This is a genomic window from Acinetobacter pengchengensis (assembly GCF_982235305.1).
This window is the reverse complement of the sequence record NZ_CEVATJ010000001.1, coordinates 684,366-702,403: the sequence shown is the minus strand read 5'-3', so window position 1 is coordinate 702,403 and position 18,038 is coordinate 684,366. Positions and strand designations below refer to the sequence as shown.

14 protein-coding genes and 1 pseudogene are annotated in these 18,038 nt (G+C 43.2%); 6 read left to right on the top strand and 9 right to left on the bottom strand.

Going from position 1 to position 18,038, the window contains the following annotated elements:
* Positions 1–90: 90 nt before the first annotated feature.
* The 5 genes and pseudogenes from AC0T5Z_RS03420 to rluB all read left to right on the top strand — a co-directional run.
* Positions 91–753, top strand: coding sequence for an elongation factor P hydroxylase (locus AC0T5Z_RS03420; protein WP_291339534.1), 663 nt, complete (start codon positions 91–93; stop codon positions 751–753).
* Between the two features lie 91 nt (positions 754–844).
* Complete coding sequence (locus AC0T5Z_RS03415) at positions 845–1,462, top strand: L-threonylcarbamoyladenylate synthase (protein WP_291339536.1); 618 nt, start codon at positions 845–847, stop codon at positions 1,460–1,462.
* Positions 1,463–1,694: 232 nt separating this feature from the next.
* Positions 1,695–2,489 (top strand): segregation and condensation protein A, encoded by a 795-nt coding sequence (locus AC0T5Z_RS03410; protein WP_291339539.1) that lies wholly within the window; start codon positions 1,695–1,697, stop codon positions 2,487–2,489.
* Positions 2,486–3,073: an SMC-Scp complex subunit ScpB gene (gene scpB, locus AC0T5Z_RS03405; RefSeq protein ID WP_291339541.1), complete on the top strand. Its 588-nt coding sequence runs from the start codon at positions 2,486–2,488 to the stop codon at positions 3,071–3,073. Before AC0T5Z_RS03410 ends, scpB begins: the two co-directional genes overlap by 4 nt.
* Before the next feature lie 41 nt (positions 3,074–3,114).
* Positions 3,115–4,035 (top strand): annotated as a pseudogene (gene rluB, locus AC0T5Z_RS03400) (23S rRNA pseudouridine(2605) synthase RluB); the annotation flags it as partial.
* Positions 4,036–4,435: 400 nt separating this feature from the next.
* Here the strand turns inward: rluB and bioD are convergent.
* The 6 genes from bioD to ftn all read right to left on the bottom strand — a co-directional run bounded on the left by bioD (position 4,436) and on the right by ftn (position 9,822).
* Positions 4,436–5,086: a dethiobiotin synthase gene (gene bioD / locus AC0T5Z_RS03395; protein ID WP_435337372.1), complete on the bottom strand. Its 651-nt coding sequence runs from the start codon at positions 5,084–5,086 to the stop codon at positions 4,436–4,438.
* Positions 5,083–5,892 carry a malonyl-ACP O-methyltransferase BioC gene (gene bioC, locus AC0T5Z_RS03390; protein ID WP_435337373.1) on the bottom strand — a complete coding sequence of 270 codons (810 nt, stop codon included), beginning with the start codon at positions 5,890–5,892 and terminating at the stop codon, positions 5,083–5,085. The genes bioD and bioC overlap by 4 nt, the downstream gene beginning before the upstream one ends.
* A gap of 8 nt (positions 5,893–5,900) precedes the next feature.
* The gene (locus AC0T5Z_RS03385) at positions 5,901–7,058 is read right to left on the bottom strand and encodes an 8-amino-7-oxononanoate synthase (RefSeq protein ID WP_435337374.1); all 1,158 of its coding nucleotides are present in this window, start codon (positions 7,056–7,058) and stop codon (positions 5,901–5,903) included.
* On the bottom strand, positions 7,055–8,338 hold the full coding sequence (gene bioA, locus AC0T5Z_RS03380) for an adenosylmethionine--8-amino-7-oxononanoate transaminase (protein ID WP_291339600.1): 1,284 nt from the start codon (positions 8,336–8,338) through the stop codon (positions 7,055–7,057). Before bioA ends, AC0T5Z_RS03385 begins: the two co-directional genes overlap by 4 nt.
* A 99-nt stretch (positions 8,339–8,437) precedes the next feature.
* Positions 8,438–9,169, bottom strand: a complete 732-nt coding sequence (locus AC0T5Z_RS03375) for an alpha/beta hydrolase family protein (protein ID WP_435337375.1) — start codon at positions 9,167–9,169, stop codon at positions 8,438–8,440.
* A gap of 188 nt (positions 9,170–9,357) precedes the next feature.
* The gene (gene ftn / locus AC0T5Z_RS03370; protein WP_291339554.1) at positions 9,358–9,822 is read right to left on the bottom strand and encodes a heteropolymeric bacterioferritin subunit Ftn; all 465 of its coding nucleotides are present in this window, start codon (positions 9,820–9,822) and stop codon (positions 9,358–9,360) included.
* Positions 9,823–10,146: 324 nt separating this feature from the next.
* On the opposite strand from ftn, the gene AC0T5Z_RS03365 reads away from it, so the two are divergent.
* Positions 10,147–11,208, top strand: coding sequence for an SDR family oxidoreductase (locus AC0T5Z_RS03365; RefSeq protein WP_435337376.1), 1,062 nt, complete (start codon positions 10,147–10,149; stop codon positions 11,206–11,208).
* A gap of 85 nt (positions 11,209–11,293) precedes the next feature.
* Here the strand turns inward: AC0T5Z_RS03365 and ligA are convergent, their stop codons facing one another.
* The 3 genes from ligA to smc form a co-directional block, all read right to left on the bottom strand.
* Positions 11,294–13,330, bottom strand: a complete 2,037-nt coding sequence (ligA, locus tag AC0T5Z_RS03360) for an NAD-dependent DNA ligase LigA (RefSeq protein ID WP_291339557.1) — start codon at positions 13,328–13,330, stop codon at positions 11,294–11,296.
* 184 nt (positions 13,331–13,514) lie between these two features.
* Positions 13,515–14,564 (bottom strand): cell division protein ZipA C-terminal FtsZ-binding domain-containing protein, encoded by a 1,050-nt coding sequence (locus AC0T5Z_RS03355; protein ID WP_291339558.1) that lies wholly within the window; start codon positions 14,562–14,564, stop codon positions 13,515–13,517.
* 1 nt (position 14,565) lies between these two features.
* A complete protein-coding gene (gene smc, locus AC0T5Z_RS03350) occupies positions 14,566–18,030 on the bottom strand; it encodes a chromosome segregation protein SMC (protein WP_291339559.1) in 3,465 nt (1,154 codons plus the stop codon).
* Between the last annotated feature and the right edge of the window lie 8 nt (positions 18,031–18,038).

Sequence of the window (18,038 nt, the reverse complement as noted above, 5' to 3'; positions counted from 1 at the left end):
CGGCAATTCTACAAATTCATCAGTACTCTGTCAAAGATTAAGATACAATTTTGTACTTATTTAGACAGACCAATTTTGGGTAACACAGTCATGCATCTGTTGCAGCCGCAAACAGAAGTGAATTTTTCATCACTTGTGAGCACACTTCCAACCACCAATTCTGACACTTCGCCCTCTCAAGTGCAACTCTCGGACTGGGCAAAACTCACTTCAGAAACGGAACAGGTGGACTGGCTTATCTTACACTTTAATCACTGGTTTTCCCACCTAAATGTGAATTTGGTCAAAGGTGATTTTGAACCTGAGTACTTTCCTGCAACGCCAGACCAACCTGCACGGATTCAATTTGCTCATGGCTTCTTTAATAGTGCACTGCATGAAATTAGCCATTGGTGCATTGCAGGTGAACAAAGGCGCTTATTACCAGACTTAGGTTATTGGTATGCTCCAGATGGTCGTACTCAAGAACAACAGACCTTGTTTGAACAAGTCGAAATTAAGCCACAAGCCATAGAATGGCTATTTGCTCAAGCGTTTGGGCGTAAATTCCGTGTGTCTTTAGATAACCTAACAGGTGAAGGTGGAGATGGCCACACATTTAAAGACAATGTCTTTGCCCAAGTACAGCGTTATTTTAACGGAGAAACCAAATTACCGCGCGATGCAAAACGCTTTATCGAATGTATTTGTTACTGCACCCGAGGTGGCAAAACATTACAAAGTGCAGAGTTTGAACGTAAAAATCTAGATTAAATGCAATAAAGCACAAGACAATGATTGCAAGTGACATCAATCCCCTTTCATAATGAGCCTAACGTCACACATACGCTACTGAGGAATTCGCATGTTGCATTTAAGAGTACATCCTGAAAATCCACAGCCGCGTCTCATCAGCCAAGCGGTTGAACGCATACGTGCAGGCGATGTGGTGGTTTATCCAACCGATGCAGCCTATGCAATTGGTTGCCAGATTGGTAATAAAACCGCGATGGAGCGCATTTCACAAATTCGTGGTTTAGGCGCAAAACATCAATACGCAATTATTTGTGCCGATTTATCGGATATTGCCACCTACGCCAAAGTAGACAATGCCATGTATCGTTTACTAAAAAACAATACCCCGGCGGTCACGACCTTTATTTTACCAGCGACCAGTGAAGTGCCACGCCGCTTAATGCATCCCAATAAAAAAACCATTGGTTTGCGCATTCCAAGCAACCCCATTTGTCGCATGCTACTAAAAGAACTGGGTGAACCTTTACTAACCAGCACCCTCATTTTACCAGGTCAGGAAGACCCTTTAGATGATCCATACGAGATTGATCTACAACTCAACAAACGCATAGATGTACTGATTGATGGTGGCTTAGGCACACTCAGCACCACCAGTATTGTTGATTTATCGGGGGATCATCCAAAAATTGTGCGTCGTGGGGTGGGAGATGTGAGTGCTTTTGAATAAGCACTCCTTTATACACATCGTATTTGTTTTCTTCGTGGCATCATCACCAAAGAAAATACCCCTATTTATTTTTGGCTTTTTTTGACATTTGGTCATAGAACAGATTTATTTCACCCACGATATCCTTTAGACTAGCCGCTATTAATTTTGCGCTATTTCTCTACCGCTTCTCCTATCTAAAGCGGAAATAGCGTTTGCATGCTTTTGAAAATTCGCGTGGCCTAATACTGTAATGAATCAACCCCTCCATAACACGATGGAACTTACCCAACACATTCGTGTGTTAGATGAATGGCAAGAGTCGATTCCAGAGGATTTGTATATTCCTCCTGCAGCATTTGAAATTCTATTAGAGCATTTCGAAGGACCACTCGACTTTTTAATTTACCTGATTCAAAAAAATGGCTTCGATTTACTCCAGTTAGATATCGCCCCAATTGCATCGCAATATCTGTCGTATATGGATGCCATGAAATCACTGAATATTGAACTTACAGCCGACTATATGGTGATGGCTGCACTATTGGCCGATTTGAAATCACGACTATTATTGCCAAAAGCACCAAGCGCCAATGTAATTGAGAAAGACCCGAAACAAGAGCTGATTGATCGCTTAGAAACATATTTGAGAGTCAAGCAAGCAGCGGAACGCCTTGGGCAAATGCCAGTTTTAGAGCGTGACACCTTTGCCACCAATGTTGGTTTAGGACACACTGCTGTTAATAATGTCGGCTATGCAGCCGATCAATTACGTGATGCCTTATTCTGCATTTTTAACCGTCCTGAACCTGTCACGCATCAAATTTTGCAAGAACCTGTTTTACTTGAAGAACGGATTGCATTTATTGAAGCCAAACTCGCCTCGGGTGAAGTACTGAGTTTCGAGACGTTGCTAAAACCAAGTCAGGGGCGAATGGGCTTGGTGGTGACCTTTATGGCGATTTTAGAACTGACCCGCCAGCAAAAATTGTGCATTATCAGTAGCGGTATTGAAGCACCATTGAGCATTCAAGGGGCGCAAGCATGAATCCAGAACCAATGATTTCAAGTTTGTCCGATGGCGAACAACAGCATGAAGTACTGATGCAACTTGAAGCCATTATTTTTGCCAGTGATAGCGCCGTATCTTTGGCGCGCTTAAAAGAAGCCTTTCAGGACAAATATAGCAAAGCGCAATTACGCCATTTTTTACAACAACTTGCCATACTGCAACATGGTCGCTCGATTGAACTGATCGAAACCGCACAAGGTTTTCGTTTTCAGGTACGGGCAAAGTATCGTACAATAATTACACAGGTATGGCCTGAACGTCCGACCAGACTTTCGCCCTCACTACTAGAAATACTGGCGGTGATTGCCTACCACCAGCCTGTGACCCGTGCAGATATTGAACAAATTCGTGGAGTATCAAACAATAGTCAAATTTTACGTACATTATTTGACTGGAACTGGATTAAAGAATCTGGTTTCCGGGAACTCCCAGGAAGACCTGCGTTGTTAGTTACAACGCCCCAATTTTTAAATGCATTTGGCTTGAATTCCTTAAGTCAATTGCCTCCCCTACAGGATGCCAAGGAAGCTTTCATGGCACTCGATGCATCTGTGTCTTGAATAGGTAAACTGTTGATGATCATTTCTAAGGTTGTGCTGTTATGAGTGAAAAGTTGCAAAAGGTACTCGCACGAGTAGGCTTGGGTTCTCGCCGTTATATGGAAGAAGTCATTGCCGCTGGTCGTGTGAGTGTCAACGGCCAAGTTGCCCAAGTGGGTGAACGTATCGAACCAGGTGATGAGCTTCGCATCGATGGTCGTAAAGTTCAGTTCCAAATTGAAGATGAAATTCGTCGTCGTGTTCTGATTTACTATAAACCAGAAGGCGAAATTTGCTCACGCAACGACCCTGAACAACGCCCAACTGTATTTGATAACTTACCTGCAATTGCCAATGATCGTTGGGTAATGGTTGGTCGTCTGGACATTAACTCGACAGGTTTATTGCTATTCACTAACGATGGTGAATTAGCCAACCGTTTAATGCACCCATCGAACGAAATTGAACGTGAATATGCGGTTCGTGTGATGGGTGAAGTCACACCACAACTGAAAAACAACATGCTACGCGGTGTAGTGCTAGATGATGGCCCTGCCAAGTTTGAATCTTTCTCTGAAATTGGCGGTGATGGTATTAACCGCTGGTATCAAGTGGTGGTAAAAGAAGGTCGTAACCGTGAAGTTCGTCGTATTTTTGAATCACAAGGTCTGAAAGTCAGCCGTCTATTGCGTACCCGTTACGGCACGGTAATTTTACCACGTGAATTGCGTACGGGTCGCTGGATGGAATTGGATAAAAATGACATCGATAACCTTGCCAAAGCAGTTGAATTAAAACCACGTCAAGGCACAGGTTTGTACGGCATGGCAAAACGCCGCAATGAACGTATGCAGGAAAAACCTTTGGCAGCACGTCGTGGTGGTTTCTTACGTCAGCAACGTCGTGATACTGATGAAGCTGTGCAAAATACAGGTTTTGCACCTCGTGAACGTCGTCAGGATGGTCACAGTTACGGCAACCGTGAACCACGCCAAGAAGGTAACAGTTACGGCAACCGTGAACCACGCCAAGATGGTAACAGTTACGGCAACCGCGAACGTCGCCAAGATGGTAACAGTTACGGCAACCGTGAACGTCGCCAAGATGGTAACAGTTACGGCAACCGCGAACGTCGCCAAGATGGTAACAGTTACGGCAACCGTGAACGTCGCCAAGATGGTAATAGCTACGGCAACCGTGAACGTCAGGATGCTAACAACTACGGCAATCGCGAGCGTCGTGACGAAAATGCACCACGTAAACCGTTTGGCAATAAAAGCTTTAAGAAATTCTAATAGCTGAATATGCCAAATTGATAAAAAAGCCACACATGAATGTGTGGCTTTTAATTGGGCAAATTTAATGGACAAAAAATAATAACCATTAGATATTCGGCAATACAGGAATTTCAATCCACTGTGCTTTTGGAAAGCTTTTTGCCAAATAATTTTTTAAATACTTGGCAGTATCTTGCGAAATTAAAGGGTCTTGTGATTCATCGTTCAAATTATATGCCAATGCATGTAAATTCAGACCACGTGTTTTTAAAGCTTCCAAACTGAGCAAAGTGTGGTTAATACTACCCAAGCGCCCAGAACTCACCAAAATGACAGGGTATTGTTTTTGCTCAATATAGTCGATGGTGAGTAGGTCTGTGGTCAGTGGCACCATGAGCCCGCCCGCACCTTCTAATAATACTGCATCATACTTTGCCGCTAGTTGCGCAGTCGCAGCCTCAATTTTAGCAAAGTCAATTTCACGACCATCAATTTGTGTAGCCAAATGCGGTGAAGCAGGATAACTAAAAATTTCAGGCATAGTGAGCTTGTCATCATCTTCAGGCAACCATTCGCTGCCCATAATTTTACGATGCTGCTCAATATCTTCTGAAACGTCTTGATTGCCCGTTTGAATCAGTTTTTGGGTAATGGTCTGAATACTCTGTTCATTCATAGTCTTGGCCAAATAACCTGTGGCATAGGTTTTGCCAATCCCTGTATCAATACCACTCACAAAGTAAACTTGAGCTGTCATGGCATTCTCCTTGCAAGACAATAAATAGGATGATACGTGAGCGTATAACTTTTTTGCTGTGAGCTATGCTGCTGACTAAACTGTTCATAGCCCCGATAAAACTCGGTTAAAGTCGTTTTGTTCCAACGCTGCCCTTGTGCTGTACCCGTGACACCTGTGGCTTTTAAATGCTGCAAAATCTGTTTTGGATGTTCAAAACTTAATGATTCAAGCTGCTCTGAACAATGTAACACTTCAAAGCCTTGCTGTTGCAGCAGTTGTTGTAACTCAACTGCACTGAAATAGTCTAAGCCCTGCCCTGTTAGTTGCTTCATTTCCATCAAGTTTTGAGGGCCAAACGTCGAAAAGCACAAATACCCTTGCGGCTTTAACGCTTGATTCGCCTTACGCAATAATGCTCCAAAATCTTCCACCCATTGCAAAGCCGAGCTTGAACAAATTAAATCCAAAGACTGTGGAAAATCGAGCTGTTCTATATCGCCAATTAAGCCATGAATTTGCGTGATAGTTGTTTGAGGATGATGCAGATAGGCTTGCAACACTTCGGCATATAAATCATTTAAAGTCAGGTGTTGAATTTGAAATTCACGCAGTAACAAGTCGGTTAAGTTGCCCGAACCACAGCCGATTTCCAAGACGTTTTCAAAGCGAAGTTGAGATTGATCTGACAACTTTTGCTGCACAATATATTGCTGCATTTTTGCCATTAACTGCTGACAAATTTGCTGCTGCACCACAGCATGCGTTTTATAACTCTGATGTGCGCGGGCAAAACGCTGTGCCACTTGTGCCTTATCTATACGCATACGCACACTCAAAGCAAATCCAATAACGGCGTTAAATCTACCGTTTCAAATTGCGTATTTAAACAAATCCGCAGTCTTGAGCTGCCTTGGGGCACAGTCGGTGGACGTACAGGCATCACATAAAAACCTGCAGTCTGTAATTGTTGGGCTTTAGTTACAGTTGCACTGGAGTCGCCAATAATCACAGGCACAATTTGCGAAGTAGATGGGCAAACAAAACCTTTGGCCCGAATCCCATGCTGCATATATTGGCTCAAGGCAGCCAAATGCTGACGCTGTGCCTGCATGTTCACAATCTGATTCAGCATAAACTGCGTCCATGCCATGCAAATAGGTGGCTGCGCGGTACTAAAAATTAACGGACGCATCCGATTAATCAGGTAATCACGGATAATCGGATCACAGATCAAATATCCCCCAATCGAAGCAACGGCTTTGCCAAATGTCCCGACTAGAAAATCAATAGCATCAATCACACCATACTGTTCGGCACAACCTAAACCTTGCTGCCCACGTACGCCAATCGCATGTGCTTCATCGACATATAACATGACTTTGGCAAATTGCTGTTTCAGTGCGACCAACGCGACTAAATCAGTTTCATCACCATCCATACTAAAAATAGATTCAGTCACTACAATAATACGTTCATAATTTTCATCAGCATGATATTGCGTCAGCAATTGCTGCAAATGCGCCAAATCATTATGTCGATAACGCAAATATTTGGCAGATGACAAACGAATGCCATCAATCATGCTGGCATGTACCAGTTTATCGGCCAAAATGAGAGTTTTCGCATCTGCCAATGCAGGTAAAATACCAATATTCATGTGATAGCCGCTATTAAACAACAAGGCAGCTCGCCCATGAAATAATTGCATTAATGTAGCTTCAAGCTGTTCATAGGCAGGGAAATTTCCAGTCAGTAAACGTGATGAAGAGGCACTCATTAAACGCTGCGCATTGGGTGTTTCATCAAAAAACTGTTCACGTAAGCGCAAGTCAGAAGCTAAACCCAAATAATCATTGGAAGATAAATTCAGCATCTGCTGTTGCTGAATTTCAATCGTTTTACCTTGCTGCTGATTACTGCGAAATTGACGAAAATTACCCTGTTGGTGAAGCTGATCAAGCTGTTCTGCATAGTGATCGAGTAAACTCATGCGCTCGCTCCTTGCATCCCTGTCACCACCTCAGCCAATTGCTGTAATAAGGTATTTAGTTCTGCTACTGTAATCACATACGGCGGCATCACATAAACCAATTTACCAAATGGACGCACCCAAATACCGCGTTGCACAAATTCTTGTTGCAGGCTTTGCATATCGACAGCATGTTTAAGTTCCACCACACCAATTGCACCTAAAACCCGCACATCCTGTACCCATGCCAAATTAGCTAATGGCGTTAAATGCTGATCAAGTTGCTGCTGAATGCGTTGAATATTGGCTTGCCAGTCTTGTTCTAATAATAATTGAGTACTTTTGACTGCAACCGCGCAGGCCAGTGGATTTGCCATAAAGGTCGGGCCATGCATAAACACACCTGCCTCACCTTGCGAAATCGTTTCTGCAACATGCTTCGTGGTCAAGGTAGCAGACAAAGTCATATAACCGCCTGTCAGTCCTTTGCCGATACACATAATATCGGGTTCGACCTGTGCATGTTCCCAGGCAAACAACTTACCTGTACGCCCAAAACCTGTGGCAATTTCATCAAAAATTAATAATACATCATATTGTTCACAAAGCAATTTGGCTTGACGTAAATATTCAGGATGATAAAAGCGCATACCGCCTGCACCTTGCACAATCGGCTCAATAATCATGGCGGCAATCTGCTGATGATGCTCGGCCAAACTTTGCGCCAATTCTGCAATATCAGCAGGATTCCACTCTTGATCAAAATCTGTTTGCGGCGCAGATACAAAATAACGACGCGCTAAACTTGAACCAAAAACCTGATGCATCCCTGTGACAGGATCACAAACCGACATGGCATTCCATGTATCGCCATGATAGCCAGAACGGGTGGTAATAAAATTGGTTTTTTCAGTTTTGCCTTGTGCAGTCCAGTATTGCACCGCCATTTTCAGCGCCACTTCAACGGCGACTGAACCTGAATCTGCATAAAAAATTTTATCTAAACTCGGCGGGGTAATTTCAAGTAACAAACGCCCTAACTCAATGGCTGGGCTGTGAGTTAAACCACCGAACATGATATGTGCCATGCTGTTAAGTTGTTCGGTCACAGCACGGTTCAGTTCAGGGTGATTATAACCATGAATCGCGCACCACCACGATGACATGCCGTCAATCAATTGACGACCATCTTCAAGTTCAATGGTGCTACCAAATGCTCGCTTGACTTTGAAAGTTGGCAAAGGCTGAGTCATAGAAGTGTAAGGATGCCAAAGATGTTCACGATCAAAAGCCAAATCCATCTGTTCTGTCATCCCACCATCATCCTTGATCTTGTAAAAAACTTGATGTACTAAATCTTAAACCTGTCTGCCTACAAAATAAATTGCGAGATTTGTCACTTATACTTGAGTTGACGGATTTTTCTGTAAATATTGGCAGATTTTGCTAGTCAGCTCATTGGCATGGAACAATGGCAGACCATGTGAGCCTGGTAAAACATCTACGCTTAAAAACTTTGCAGCTAAATTTTGAAGTTTAAGTGCAACTTTGCAATCAACTAAAACATCCTGCTCGGCAAAAAGATGATACTGCTGACCTGGGTAACTTTTAAGCATCTTAACCAAGTTTAAGTTCTCCAATAAATTTAAGCCCTGTTGAAGCAAAGATTGCGGTTGCGGCTGAACCAAACTTTGTAATTGTAATAAGTCCGTTTTACTGCTGCTGACACCCTGACACACCATAAAACCAAAACGCTTTAGGGTCAGAATGGGGTCTTGTGCAAAAGATTGTTTAAACTGGGCAAACGTCGCTTGTGGCATGGCTGTATCCCAATCTGCTTGTGCAACAAAACACGGATTGGATGTAATGCTGATTAAGGTTTTATATTCTGCATATTGACTGGCAATCGCATCGACCAATAGCGTTGCCAATTGTCCACCCAATGACCAACCTATAATCACATCAAACTGACGTGCAAATTCGACCTGTTGCTGCATGACCTGCGCATCGGCAGCATCAAAAATATTGATGAGCTCAACCCGAAAACCTTGTGCGGTCAAGACTTGCTGTAACGGATTTAAGAGTGCCGTACCACCACCCCAGCCTGTAATCAATAAAATCTGTTGTTGCATGTGGCTTGCTCTCAAGTTAGAAAATCACCTCAGTATAATACTGAATCGACTCAATCAACATCTACCAAGCACCAAGACACATCCTTTAAAAAAACAATTGATATAAAGAAGCCAATCTATAAAAAACGATCTATAAAAAAACCCGATTTATCACAAATCGGGTTTTGGTTTATTTTGCTTTGATCAGATTACATTTGCGATTGAATGTAGTTTTGCAAACCAATCAATTCAATTAAACGTAATTGTTTTTCCAACCAGTAGGTATGATCTTCTTCGGTATCGGTCATTTGTTGACGCAACATATCACGGCTGACATAGTCACCCTTTTCTTCACACAATTTTACGCCTTGCGCCAATTTTTCACGCACTTCATATTCCAGTTTTAAATCGGCTTTTAAGCAAGACACCACATCTTCACCCACGTCGATGTCATCGCGCTGCATATTTGGAATACCTTCAAGGAACAATACACGACGAATTAAAGCATCGGCATGCTGCGCTTCTTCCTGCATTTCATGGTCAATGCGTTCAAAAATTTTGCTTAAACCCCAATCTTCATACATACGGGAATGAATCAGATATTGATCGCGAGCAGCCAGTTCGCCACCAATCAACATATTTAAATAGTCTACGACTTCTGGATTGCCACGCATTTGCTGTACTCCCTTTCTTAATCTAGTCATTATGACTATATTTATGCAAAATTGCAAAAGTTAATTATTGTAAACCTATGATTTTTATAAAATAAAAATGAGAAACATACGCATTTGCAATATAACTTTAAAATTCCCATATATAAAACAACTGTTTGGAAAAAATCAGCTTTAAAAATGACAATACAATGATTTTGCATCATTTTGTAAATATTGAAAGAAGCCGTACTGTGACGCTCAGGTATCGTAAAAAACACCCAAAAAGCAGATTTTAAAATTCAACTGCTTTATGATAATCACAAGTTCCATCACTTTCCTAAAATAATGACAAATCCAAATACATCTGCACCCATTTTAGTCACAGGCGCAACAGGCTATATTGCCAGTTGGGTCATTAAAAACCTGCTTGAACAAGGACATACTGTACATTCGACGGTACGTGATCTGAATAAAACCCACACTTTTCAACATCTGACGGATATCGCGGCAAAAAGCACAGGAAACTTAGAATTATTCCAAGCCAACTTACTTGAAGAAGGCGCTTTTGATGTTGCCATGCAAGGCTGTGAAATTGTACTGCACATGGCTTCACCTTTCGTGGTCACTAACTATAAAGATGCAATCAAAGACATTATTGAACCTGCCGTGATTGGCACCGAAAATGTGTTAAACAGCGTTAATCGTACTGCTTCGGTAAAGCGTGTAGTAGTGACTTCAAGTATTGCTGCAACCTATGGCGATGCGATTGATATTTTAACGACGACCAATAACTGTTTTGATGAAAGTCACTGGAATACCACCAGCAGCCCAGAACATCAGCCTTATCCTTATTCAAAAGTGGCGGCAGAACGCAAAGCTTGGGAAATGGCGCAGGCACAAACCCGCTGGGATTTGGTCTGCATCAACCCTGCTTTGGTGCTTGGCCCATCTTTGACCAAAAACACTCAATCGGGTAGCGTGGAAGTGTTATTGCAGTTTGCCAATGGTATGACCTTGGCAGGCGTCCCTGCCATGTGGAATGGGATTGTTGATGTACGTGACGTGGCCGATGCTCACATTCAGGCCGCACTCAATCCAGCGGCTGAAGGGCGCTATATTATTAGCGGTGGTACACTCAGCTTATTGGAAATGGGTAAAACTTTAGCGCAGCATTTTGGACGTAAATATCCATTCCCACGCAATCAGTTACCTAAATTTGCCTTTAAAGCCTTTGGCCCTCTACTTGGTTTTTCCCGTAAATTTGTGGAACTGAATATGGGCTACCCAATTTATTTTAATGCAGAAAAAAGTCAGCGTGAATTAGGTATGCACTACCGTAATATTGAAACCAGTTTAATCGAACATTTTCAGCAACTCATTGATGATGGTATTGTGAAAAAGCGTTAAACCCTCGACCTCTCTAAATAAAACAAAGGCATTTCATCGTTGAAGTGCCTTTGTACTTATAGTGGATAAAAATGTAGCGTGATGCTTATTCAAGTACACCATATTCTTGCATCAGCTGAATAAACTCAGCTTCATTCATGACTTGTACACCCAACTTTTCGGCTTTTTCTAGCTTTGAGCCTGCCTTCTCACCTGCAACCACACATTTGGTTTTAGCCGAAACACTGCCACTCACCCGTGCGCCCAAGGCCTGCAACAACTGTGTCGCTTCATCGCGTCCCATTTGGCTCAAGGTCCCTGTAATCACCCAGCTTTCGCCATTCAAAGGCTGACGTGTTGGTGCAATTGGAGCATCCCAATGAATGCCTGCCGCCAATAAGCGATCCAATACCTCTAAATTATGCGGTGCTTGGAAAAAGTCCAAAATCCATTCTGCGGTAATATCCCCCACATCTGGAGTTTTCTTTAATGCTTCTAAATCAGCTTCACGCAAAGCCTCTAAAGTCTGAAAAGTATTGGCAAGCATCCGTGCGGTGGTTTCTCCCACACCACGAATTCCCAAGGCATAAATAAATGCTGCCAAATTGGTTTTTTTGCTGTTTTCAATCGAATCAATCAAGTTTTGAACCGACTTTTCACCCATTTTTTCAATGCCGAGCAAGGTATCGCGGTGTTCGTGTAAATGATAAATATCGGCCACATTTTGCAGTAAGTTCAAGTGCAGTAATGACTCCACCCAACGATCACCCAAACCTTCAATATTCATGGCTTTACGCGACACAAAATGACGAATCGCTTCAATACGCTGTGCAGCACAATACAAACCGCCTGAACAACGCGCCAATGCCTCACCCTCAGGCATCACCACAGGTGAGTCACACACAGGGCATTTTTCAGGTAAATGCACTTCTTGCGCATCAGCAACGCGAAATTCCGTCCAAACTTTTTCAACTTTGGGAATGACATCACCACTACGGTAAACACTGACGGTGTCGCCTATACGTACATCCAAACGGTGAATTTCACCAATATTATGTAAAGTGACATTGGATACGGTCACACCACCTACGGCAACAGGGTTTAAACGCGCCACAGGCGTCAGCGTACCCGTACGCCCTACTTGCCAGTCAATATTCTCAATGGTGGTTAAAGCTGTAACTGCAGGGAATTTATAGGCAGTCGCCCAGCGCGGCTCACGACTTAAAAAACCCAATTGCTGCTGCTGTTTCAAATCATTGACCTTAACCACCATGCCATCAATTTCAACGCTTAAATTCGGACGCTCAAGGTTAATTTGCTCATAAGCCGCCTGAACCTCTTGAATGTGCTTACAGACAAAATGACGTTCACCAATTTCAAACCCAAACTGCTCCAACCATGCCAAACTGTCGGACATGGTACTTTGTCCATGAGGTGGCACACATTGCGCAATGCCATAAGCATAGAATGCCAAAGGACGTGATGCCGCAATATTCGGATCTAACTGACGCAAACTTCCTGCTGCTGCATTACGTGGATTGGCAAAGGCTTTTTCACCTTTAGCTGTATTTGCCGCATTGAGTTTCTCAAAACCAAGTTTTGGCATAACCACTTCACCGCGCACTTCCAAAAATTCAGGAATGGCCGTTTCTGACGCACTCAAGACTTTAGGTAAATTGCGGATGGTTTTGACGTTGTGGGTAATGTCTTCCCCTGTTTCCCCATCACCACGGGTCACACCACGCACTAAAACACCGTGCTCATACCAAAGTGAAATCGCCAGACCATCAAATTTAAGTTCGACATCGTATTCAATCTTTTGATTAGGTAAACGCTCTTCGACACGTCTTGCAAAAGCAAATAATTCTTCCTGATTAAATACATTGCCTAAAGACAACATGGGTACGGCATGCCTAACCGTAGTGAACTTCGCCAAAGGCGTGCCACCGACTTTATTGGTCGGTGTATCTGGTTGTACTAAATCTGGATGCTGTTGCTCTAGCGCTTTTAGTTGATGGAAAAGCTGATCATATTCACTGTCTGCAATTGTCGGTTGATCCATCACATAATAGGCATGATTGTGCTTGGCAAGCAGTTGAATCAATTGACGCATTTGCGCCACGACAGTTAAATCTACAGACATATTTTCCACCATAAAAAAGGGCGGTCTTGTTCCGCCCTTCAATTTTTCTATGTAGCGCATGCTACAGCTTGTATTGCTGCACACATTATAAAAATGCGGCTGTAAAGTTGCAATTTATCTTGCTGCACTCAGTTCAATTACACAGCGCTTGTAGACAACTTGTACCAAGCGCGATATCACAATTTTAAGCATGACTTGCCTGACCAGCACGATAATCGATTGCCTGATGCCGCCAGTGCTCACGTAATTGTGGGGTAAATTCTAAATGATTTTGGTCATACACCGTTCCATCAATTTCACGTGCAATCAGTCCTGAAATGCTGACCATGGTGTCAAAGGCATTTTGCACATCGCTGTGTGGCAAAGCGAGGAAAAAAGCTAAACCTTTGACTTGTTCGGTAGATAAAGTTTCTAAATCAAAACCATCTGCGCCTTCATCATTAATTTGCAAAACTGAAAATAATAATTTTGTGCCATCTTCGTTATAACGATGGAAGCATGACATTTCACCAAAACGCAAACCGTATTTGATCAAAACTTTTAAGGCTTTATCGCCCGAAAGTATGCGACGTTCAGGAAAGACATTCAGCGCGATAAAAGATTCAGCTGTTGCCAAGGCACTTTCTTCATCCATGATTTTTTGTTCATGTAAGTGTGAATCTAAAATGCTGCTTTCTTCATTAAAGTCAGAAATTTTAGCAGTTTCAATGTGTTGATTCAGGCTGTATTCAGTCGAAGCTTTGTTTTGCTCAGCAGTCTGTGCATTCGGTTCAGTTTCTGCAATCACTTGCTGAATTTCATCCGATAATGAATATTCTGGAGTTTCCGCTGACGGGCTTGATGTGTCTTGTGCGACTTCAGACTGCAATGCTTTTGTAGATGATTCAAGCTCAGAAGTTTCTATACCTGCCTGCAAACTCGGTTCAGCTTTGTCGGTTTCGGCACTTGAAGAAGCTACAATATCATCTGTTAAAGCCTGTGGTTCAGACTTGATAGGCGTCTCTGGTGCAACTTCATCTGCTGTTAAAGTCGGCTCCACACGTGGTGGCTTAGCGTCGCTTTGCAATTGGTCACGTACATGGCGTGGAATAATCGGTTGTTGACAATCTTCATTGAACTGCAATTCAGAATCCAAAGACGGTGCTGAGTCTGTAGGTTTTTTTAGAATCATTTTCAAACCAAACGCCATGATCACAATAGCGATGACAATTCCAACGATTGTGGTGATTTCCATATTATGCCTCCGCGACTAGGCCGTATTCTGCGGCTTCTTCTAAATTTACGGTTACTAATTTTGAGGTTCCCGGTTCAGGCATGGTAACACCTAAGAGGTCGGTTGCCATCGTCATAGCAAGTTTATTATGTGTAATGTAAATGAATTGCACTTGTTCAGAAAGTTCTTTTACTAAATTACAAAAGCGTCCAACGTTGGCATCATCCAGCGGCGCATCAACTTCATCGAGTACGCAAAATGGCGCTGGGTTTAAACGGAAGATTGCAAAAACCAAAGCCAAAGCTGTCAGGGCTTTTTCGCCCCCTGAAAGTAAGGCCAAAGAACTGTTGCGCTTACCTGGTGGACGCGCCATCAATTTGACCCCAGATTGCCAGTCATCTTCCAAGCTCAGACTGGCTTCACCGCCATTAAAGACTTTAGGAAACAGCTCCTGCAATTCGGTATTGACCTGATCAAAGGTGTTCATAAACAGTTTACGGGTTTCCTGATCAATACTTTTCATTGCCGCCTGCAACTGTGAAACAGTATTTTGCAAGTCTTCAATTTGATGGCTTAATTCTGCAAAACGAGCGGTGACCTCTTCATATTCTTCCGAAGCTGCCAAATTGACCGCCCCCAATTTATCAAACTGTTGCTGTGCTTTCGCCAGTTTTTGTTGATGCGCGGCAACATCAATCTGCAAACCTGTGATGATCTCGCTGTTTAAATCTTTTAATTGTTCAGAATAATGCTGATAGTCCGACTTTGCCGACTGCCATGCCAAGCGTTTTTCTTCAAGTTTGGCACGTAATTGTTCGTCTTGCTGCTGTTGCTGCTGCCGCTGTTCGGTCAGTTGCTGCTGCTTAGATTGCACTCTGTTCAATTCCACTTGCCATTCCTGCCAAGATTTTTGCAGCTTTTCAGTCTGTTGCTGCTGCTCTGAAAACTGAGTTTCCAAAGCAGGCAATTCCAACTGAACAGGATCGACAAACTTTTTGGCTTGTTCCATTTGCGCCACAATTTGTTGATATTGTGCTTTTAAGAAAGTGGCATCTTTTTCTAACAGCTCAATTTGCTGCTGAGATTGTACCGCCTGACGACGTAACAGCTCCACTTCTTGTTGTTGCTGCTGAAATTGCTGCTGTGAAGTATCGAGTTGTTCATTCAGCTGCTCGACCTGAAATTGCAAGGTTTTATACTGCGGCAAAGCTTGCTCAAGTTTAAAAGCCAAAGCATGCAAATCAATTTCTAGATCATCTTTTTGCATGGCATCTTCTTCGAGCTGCTCATCTAATTGTGCCAATTGATGCTGTAATTGCTGTTGCTGCACCGCAAAAGCCTGTGCCGCACTTTCAGCTTTCGCCATTTGTACATCTAGCGTTTGCAGAGCTTGCTGCTGCTGTTTGAGTTGTTGCTGTTGTTGCTGCAATTGCTGCTGCAACTGTTGTACTTGTTGCTGCAATTCAGGCAGTTGCTGTTCTGCTTGCTCATATTGTGGCAGTTGCTGCGCCAACGTCTGTTCAATTTCATCCAAGCGAATCCGATGACTTAATGCCCCTTGCCCAGCCTGTGCGGCTTCATCATAAAACAGCCCGATTACCCAATCTGGTCCGACATGATAACCATCTAAACTGAGGATAGACTGCCCTGCCTGCAGTTGCGTTTGCAAAGCCAAAGCCTGCGATAAACTTTCTGTAATTGCGACACTTTGCCACAAACTACTTTGCGGTGACGCAATCCAGTCACTGAGGGACTCACACCCCGAAAGCTGTATTTTTGATGTTTTCGAGTCTACCCCTACATGGACTTTTAACTGACGTGCGCAGCTGTCCTGAAATTCTGTATCTGCCTCTACCACCTGCGCAGATAACCATTTAGCCAAGAACTTTTCAATTAAATTGGCATGTGGTTTCGCCACATCTGCAAGTTGTAATACTTGCATCAACTGCACTACATTGGCTTGGGCTTTTGGACTTTGCTTAATGAGCAATTGATTGAGGTTTTTCTGTTCTGACTGCAAAATCTGAATCTCAGATTTTAAGGTCGCACACTGTGCTTTGTGCTCATTATAGTTGGTCTGCAAGGTGGCGAGTTGCTGAGTACTGTCTTGAATATTCTGTTGTAGTGTCAGTATTTCAGCCTGCAAGCGCGTCTTTTCGTCCTGTAGTTGTTGCATTCCCTCTTGCTGATCTTGCGGCTGAATTTGTGCAAACTGCTGTGTCAAGATTTGTTTTTGCTGCTCAATACGGCTGATGTTTTTCGCCAGTTGCTCACTTTGAGCCTGCATGTGCACATACTTTTGTTGTTGCTGTTCTACTTGTGCTTTGACTTGCGCATATTGTGCAGTTTGAGTGTGTTGCTGCGCTTTTAAATCTTGAAATTGCTGGCTCTGCTGCTGCGCCAAATGATCTTGCTGCTGTAGATTTTCCTGTTGGTTTTCTTGCTGATCAACCAGACTCTCTAGCTGCAATTCAATCAGTTGTAAACGCTCTTTGGTTTGTGCTTTTTGTTGTTCAAGCTGCGATAAAGTCGCGGTATTTTGCTGAAACAAACTTTGTTTTTGTTCCAAAGTCATTTTCAGTTCAGCCAGTTTCTTTTCTGCCTGTTGCCACTCTTGCTGTAGCGGTGTCGATTGCTGAATCAAACGCTGAAACAACTCACTGGTTGCAGTTAAGTCATGTTCCAAAGTGGTCAGCTCAGCGCGCACCAATTTAAAGCTTTCCCCCAACTCATTCATACTCAGAGTGTATTCTTGCTGTAAACGCGCGCTTTGTTCACACTGAAAAGACAACACTTCGACTTTAACGGTGCGAATTTCGCTCTCAAGTGCTTTGTATTGAATTGCTGTTTCTGACTGACGTTTTAAGGTTTTCAGCTGCGATTTTAGTTCCGAAGCAATATCTTCCAAACGCGCCAAATTCTGCGTGGTGTGATCCAAATGCAGCATGGTTTCACGACGACGTGCCTGATAACGTGACACGCCTGCCGCTTCTTCAATAAACACCCGCATTTCTTCAGGTTTTGCATCGACCAAACGGTTGATCATACCCTGTTCAATAATTGCATAAGAACGTGGGCCTAAACCTGTACCCAGAAAAATATCGGTGATGTCACGACGACGACACTTGGTTCCATTTAAAAAATATTCAGACTTACCATCACGGTTCACCTGCCGACGTACAGACAGTTCATTATAGGCATTATAAGCACCGCCCAATTTGCCATAGGTATTGTCAAAACGCAGTTCAACACTGGCTACGCCTACAGGTTTGCGTTTGGCTGTTCCTGTAAAAATCACGTCCTGCATACTGCCACCGCGCAATTGGCGCGCGCTAGATTCGCCCATCACCCAACGAATGGCATCAATCACATTGGATTTACCACAACCATTCGGCCCCACCACAGCGGTACGGTTGGCCTTAAAATGTAAGGTCGTACTGTCGGCAAAAGATTTGAAGCCAGAAAGTTTTAAACTGCTTAAACGCATAATGTCCC

Excerpts from the sequence above, each read along its gene's own strand:
- AC0T5Z_RS03420 (WP_291339534.1), top strand. The coding sequence starts at position 91 with ATGCATCTGTTGCAGCCGCAAACAGAAGTGAATTTTTCATCACTTGTG.
- AC0T5Z_RS03415 (WP_291339536.1), top strand. The coding sequence starts at position 845 with ATGTTGCATTTAAGAGTACATCCTGAAAATCCACAGCCGCGTCTCATC.
- AC0T5Z_RS03410 (WP_291339539.1), top strand. The coding sequence starts at position 1,695 with ATGAATCAACCCCTCCATAACACGATGGAACTTACCCAACACATTCGT.
- scpB (WP_291339541.1), top strand. The coding sequence starts at position 2,486 with ATGAATCCAGAACCAATGATTTCAAGTTTGTCCGATGGCGAACAACAG.
- bioD (WP_435337372.1), bottom strand. The coding sequence starts at position 5,086 with ATGACAGCTCAAGTTTACTTTGTGAGTGGTATTGATACAGGGATTGGC.
- bioC (WP_435337373.1), bottom strand. The coding sequence starts at position 5,892 with ATGCGTATAGATAAGGCACAAGTGGCACAGCGTTTTGCCCGCGCACAT.
- AC0T5Z_RS03385 (WP_435337374.1), bottom strand. The coding sequence starts at position 7,058 with ATGAGTTTACTCGATCACTATGCAGAACAGCTTGATCAGCTTCACCAA.
- bioA (WP_291339600.1), bottom strand. The coding sequence starts at position 8,338 with ATGGATTTGGCTTTTGATCGTGAACATCTTTGGCATCCTTACACTTCT.
- AC0T5Z_RS03375 (WP_435337375.1), bottom strand. The coding sequence starts at position 9,169 with ATGCAACAACAGATTTTATTGATTACAGGCTGGGGTGGTGGTACGGCA.
- ftn (WP_291339554.1), bottom strand. The coding sequence starts at position 9,822 with ATGCGTGGCAATCCAGAAGTCGTAGACTATTTAAATATGTTGATTGGT.
- AC0T5Z_RS03365 (WP_435337376.1), top strand. The coding sequence starts at position 10,147 with ATGACAAATCCAAATACATCTGCACCCATTTTAGTCACAGGCGCAACA.
- ligA (WP_291339557.1), bottom strand. The coding sequence starts at position 13,330 with ATGTCTGTAGATTTAACTGTCGTGGCGCAAATGCGTCAATTGATTCAA.
- AC0T5Z_RS03355 (WP_291339558.1), bottom strand. The coding sequence starts at position 14,564 with ATGGAAATCACCACAATCGTTGGAATTGTCATCGCTATTGTGATCATG.
- smc (WP_291339559.1), bottom strand. The coding sequence starts at position 18,030 with ATGCGTTTAAGCAGTTTAAAACTTTCTGGCTTCAAATCTTTTGCCGAC.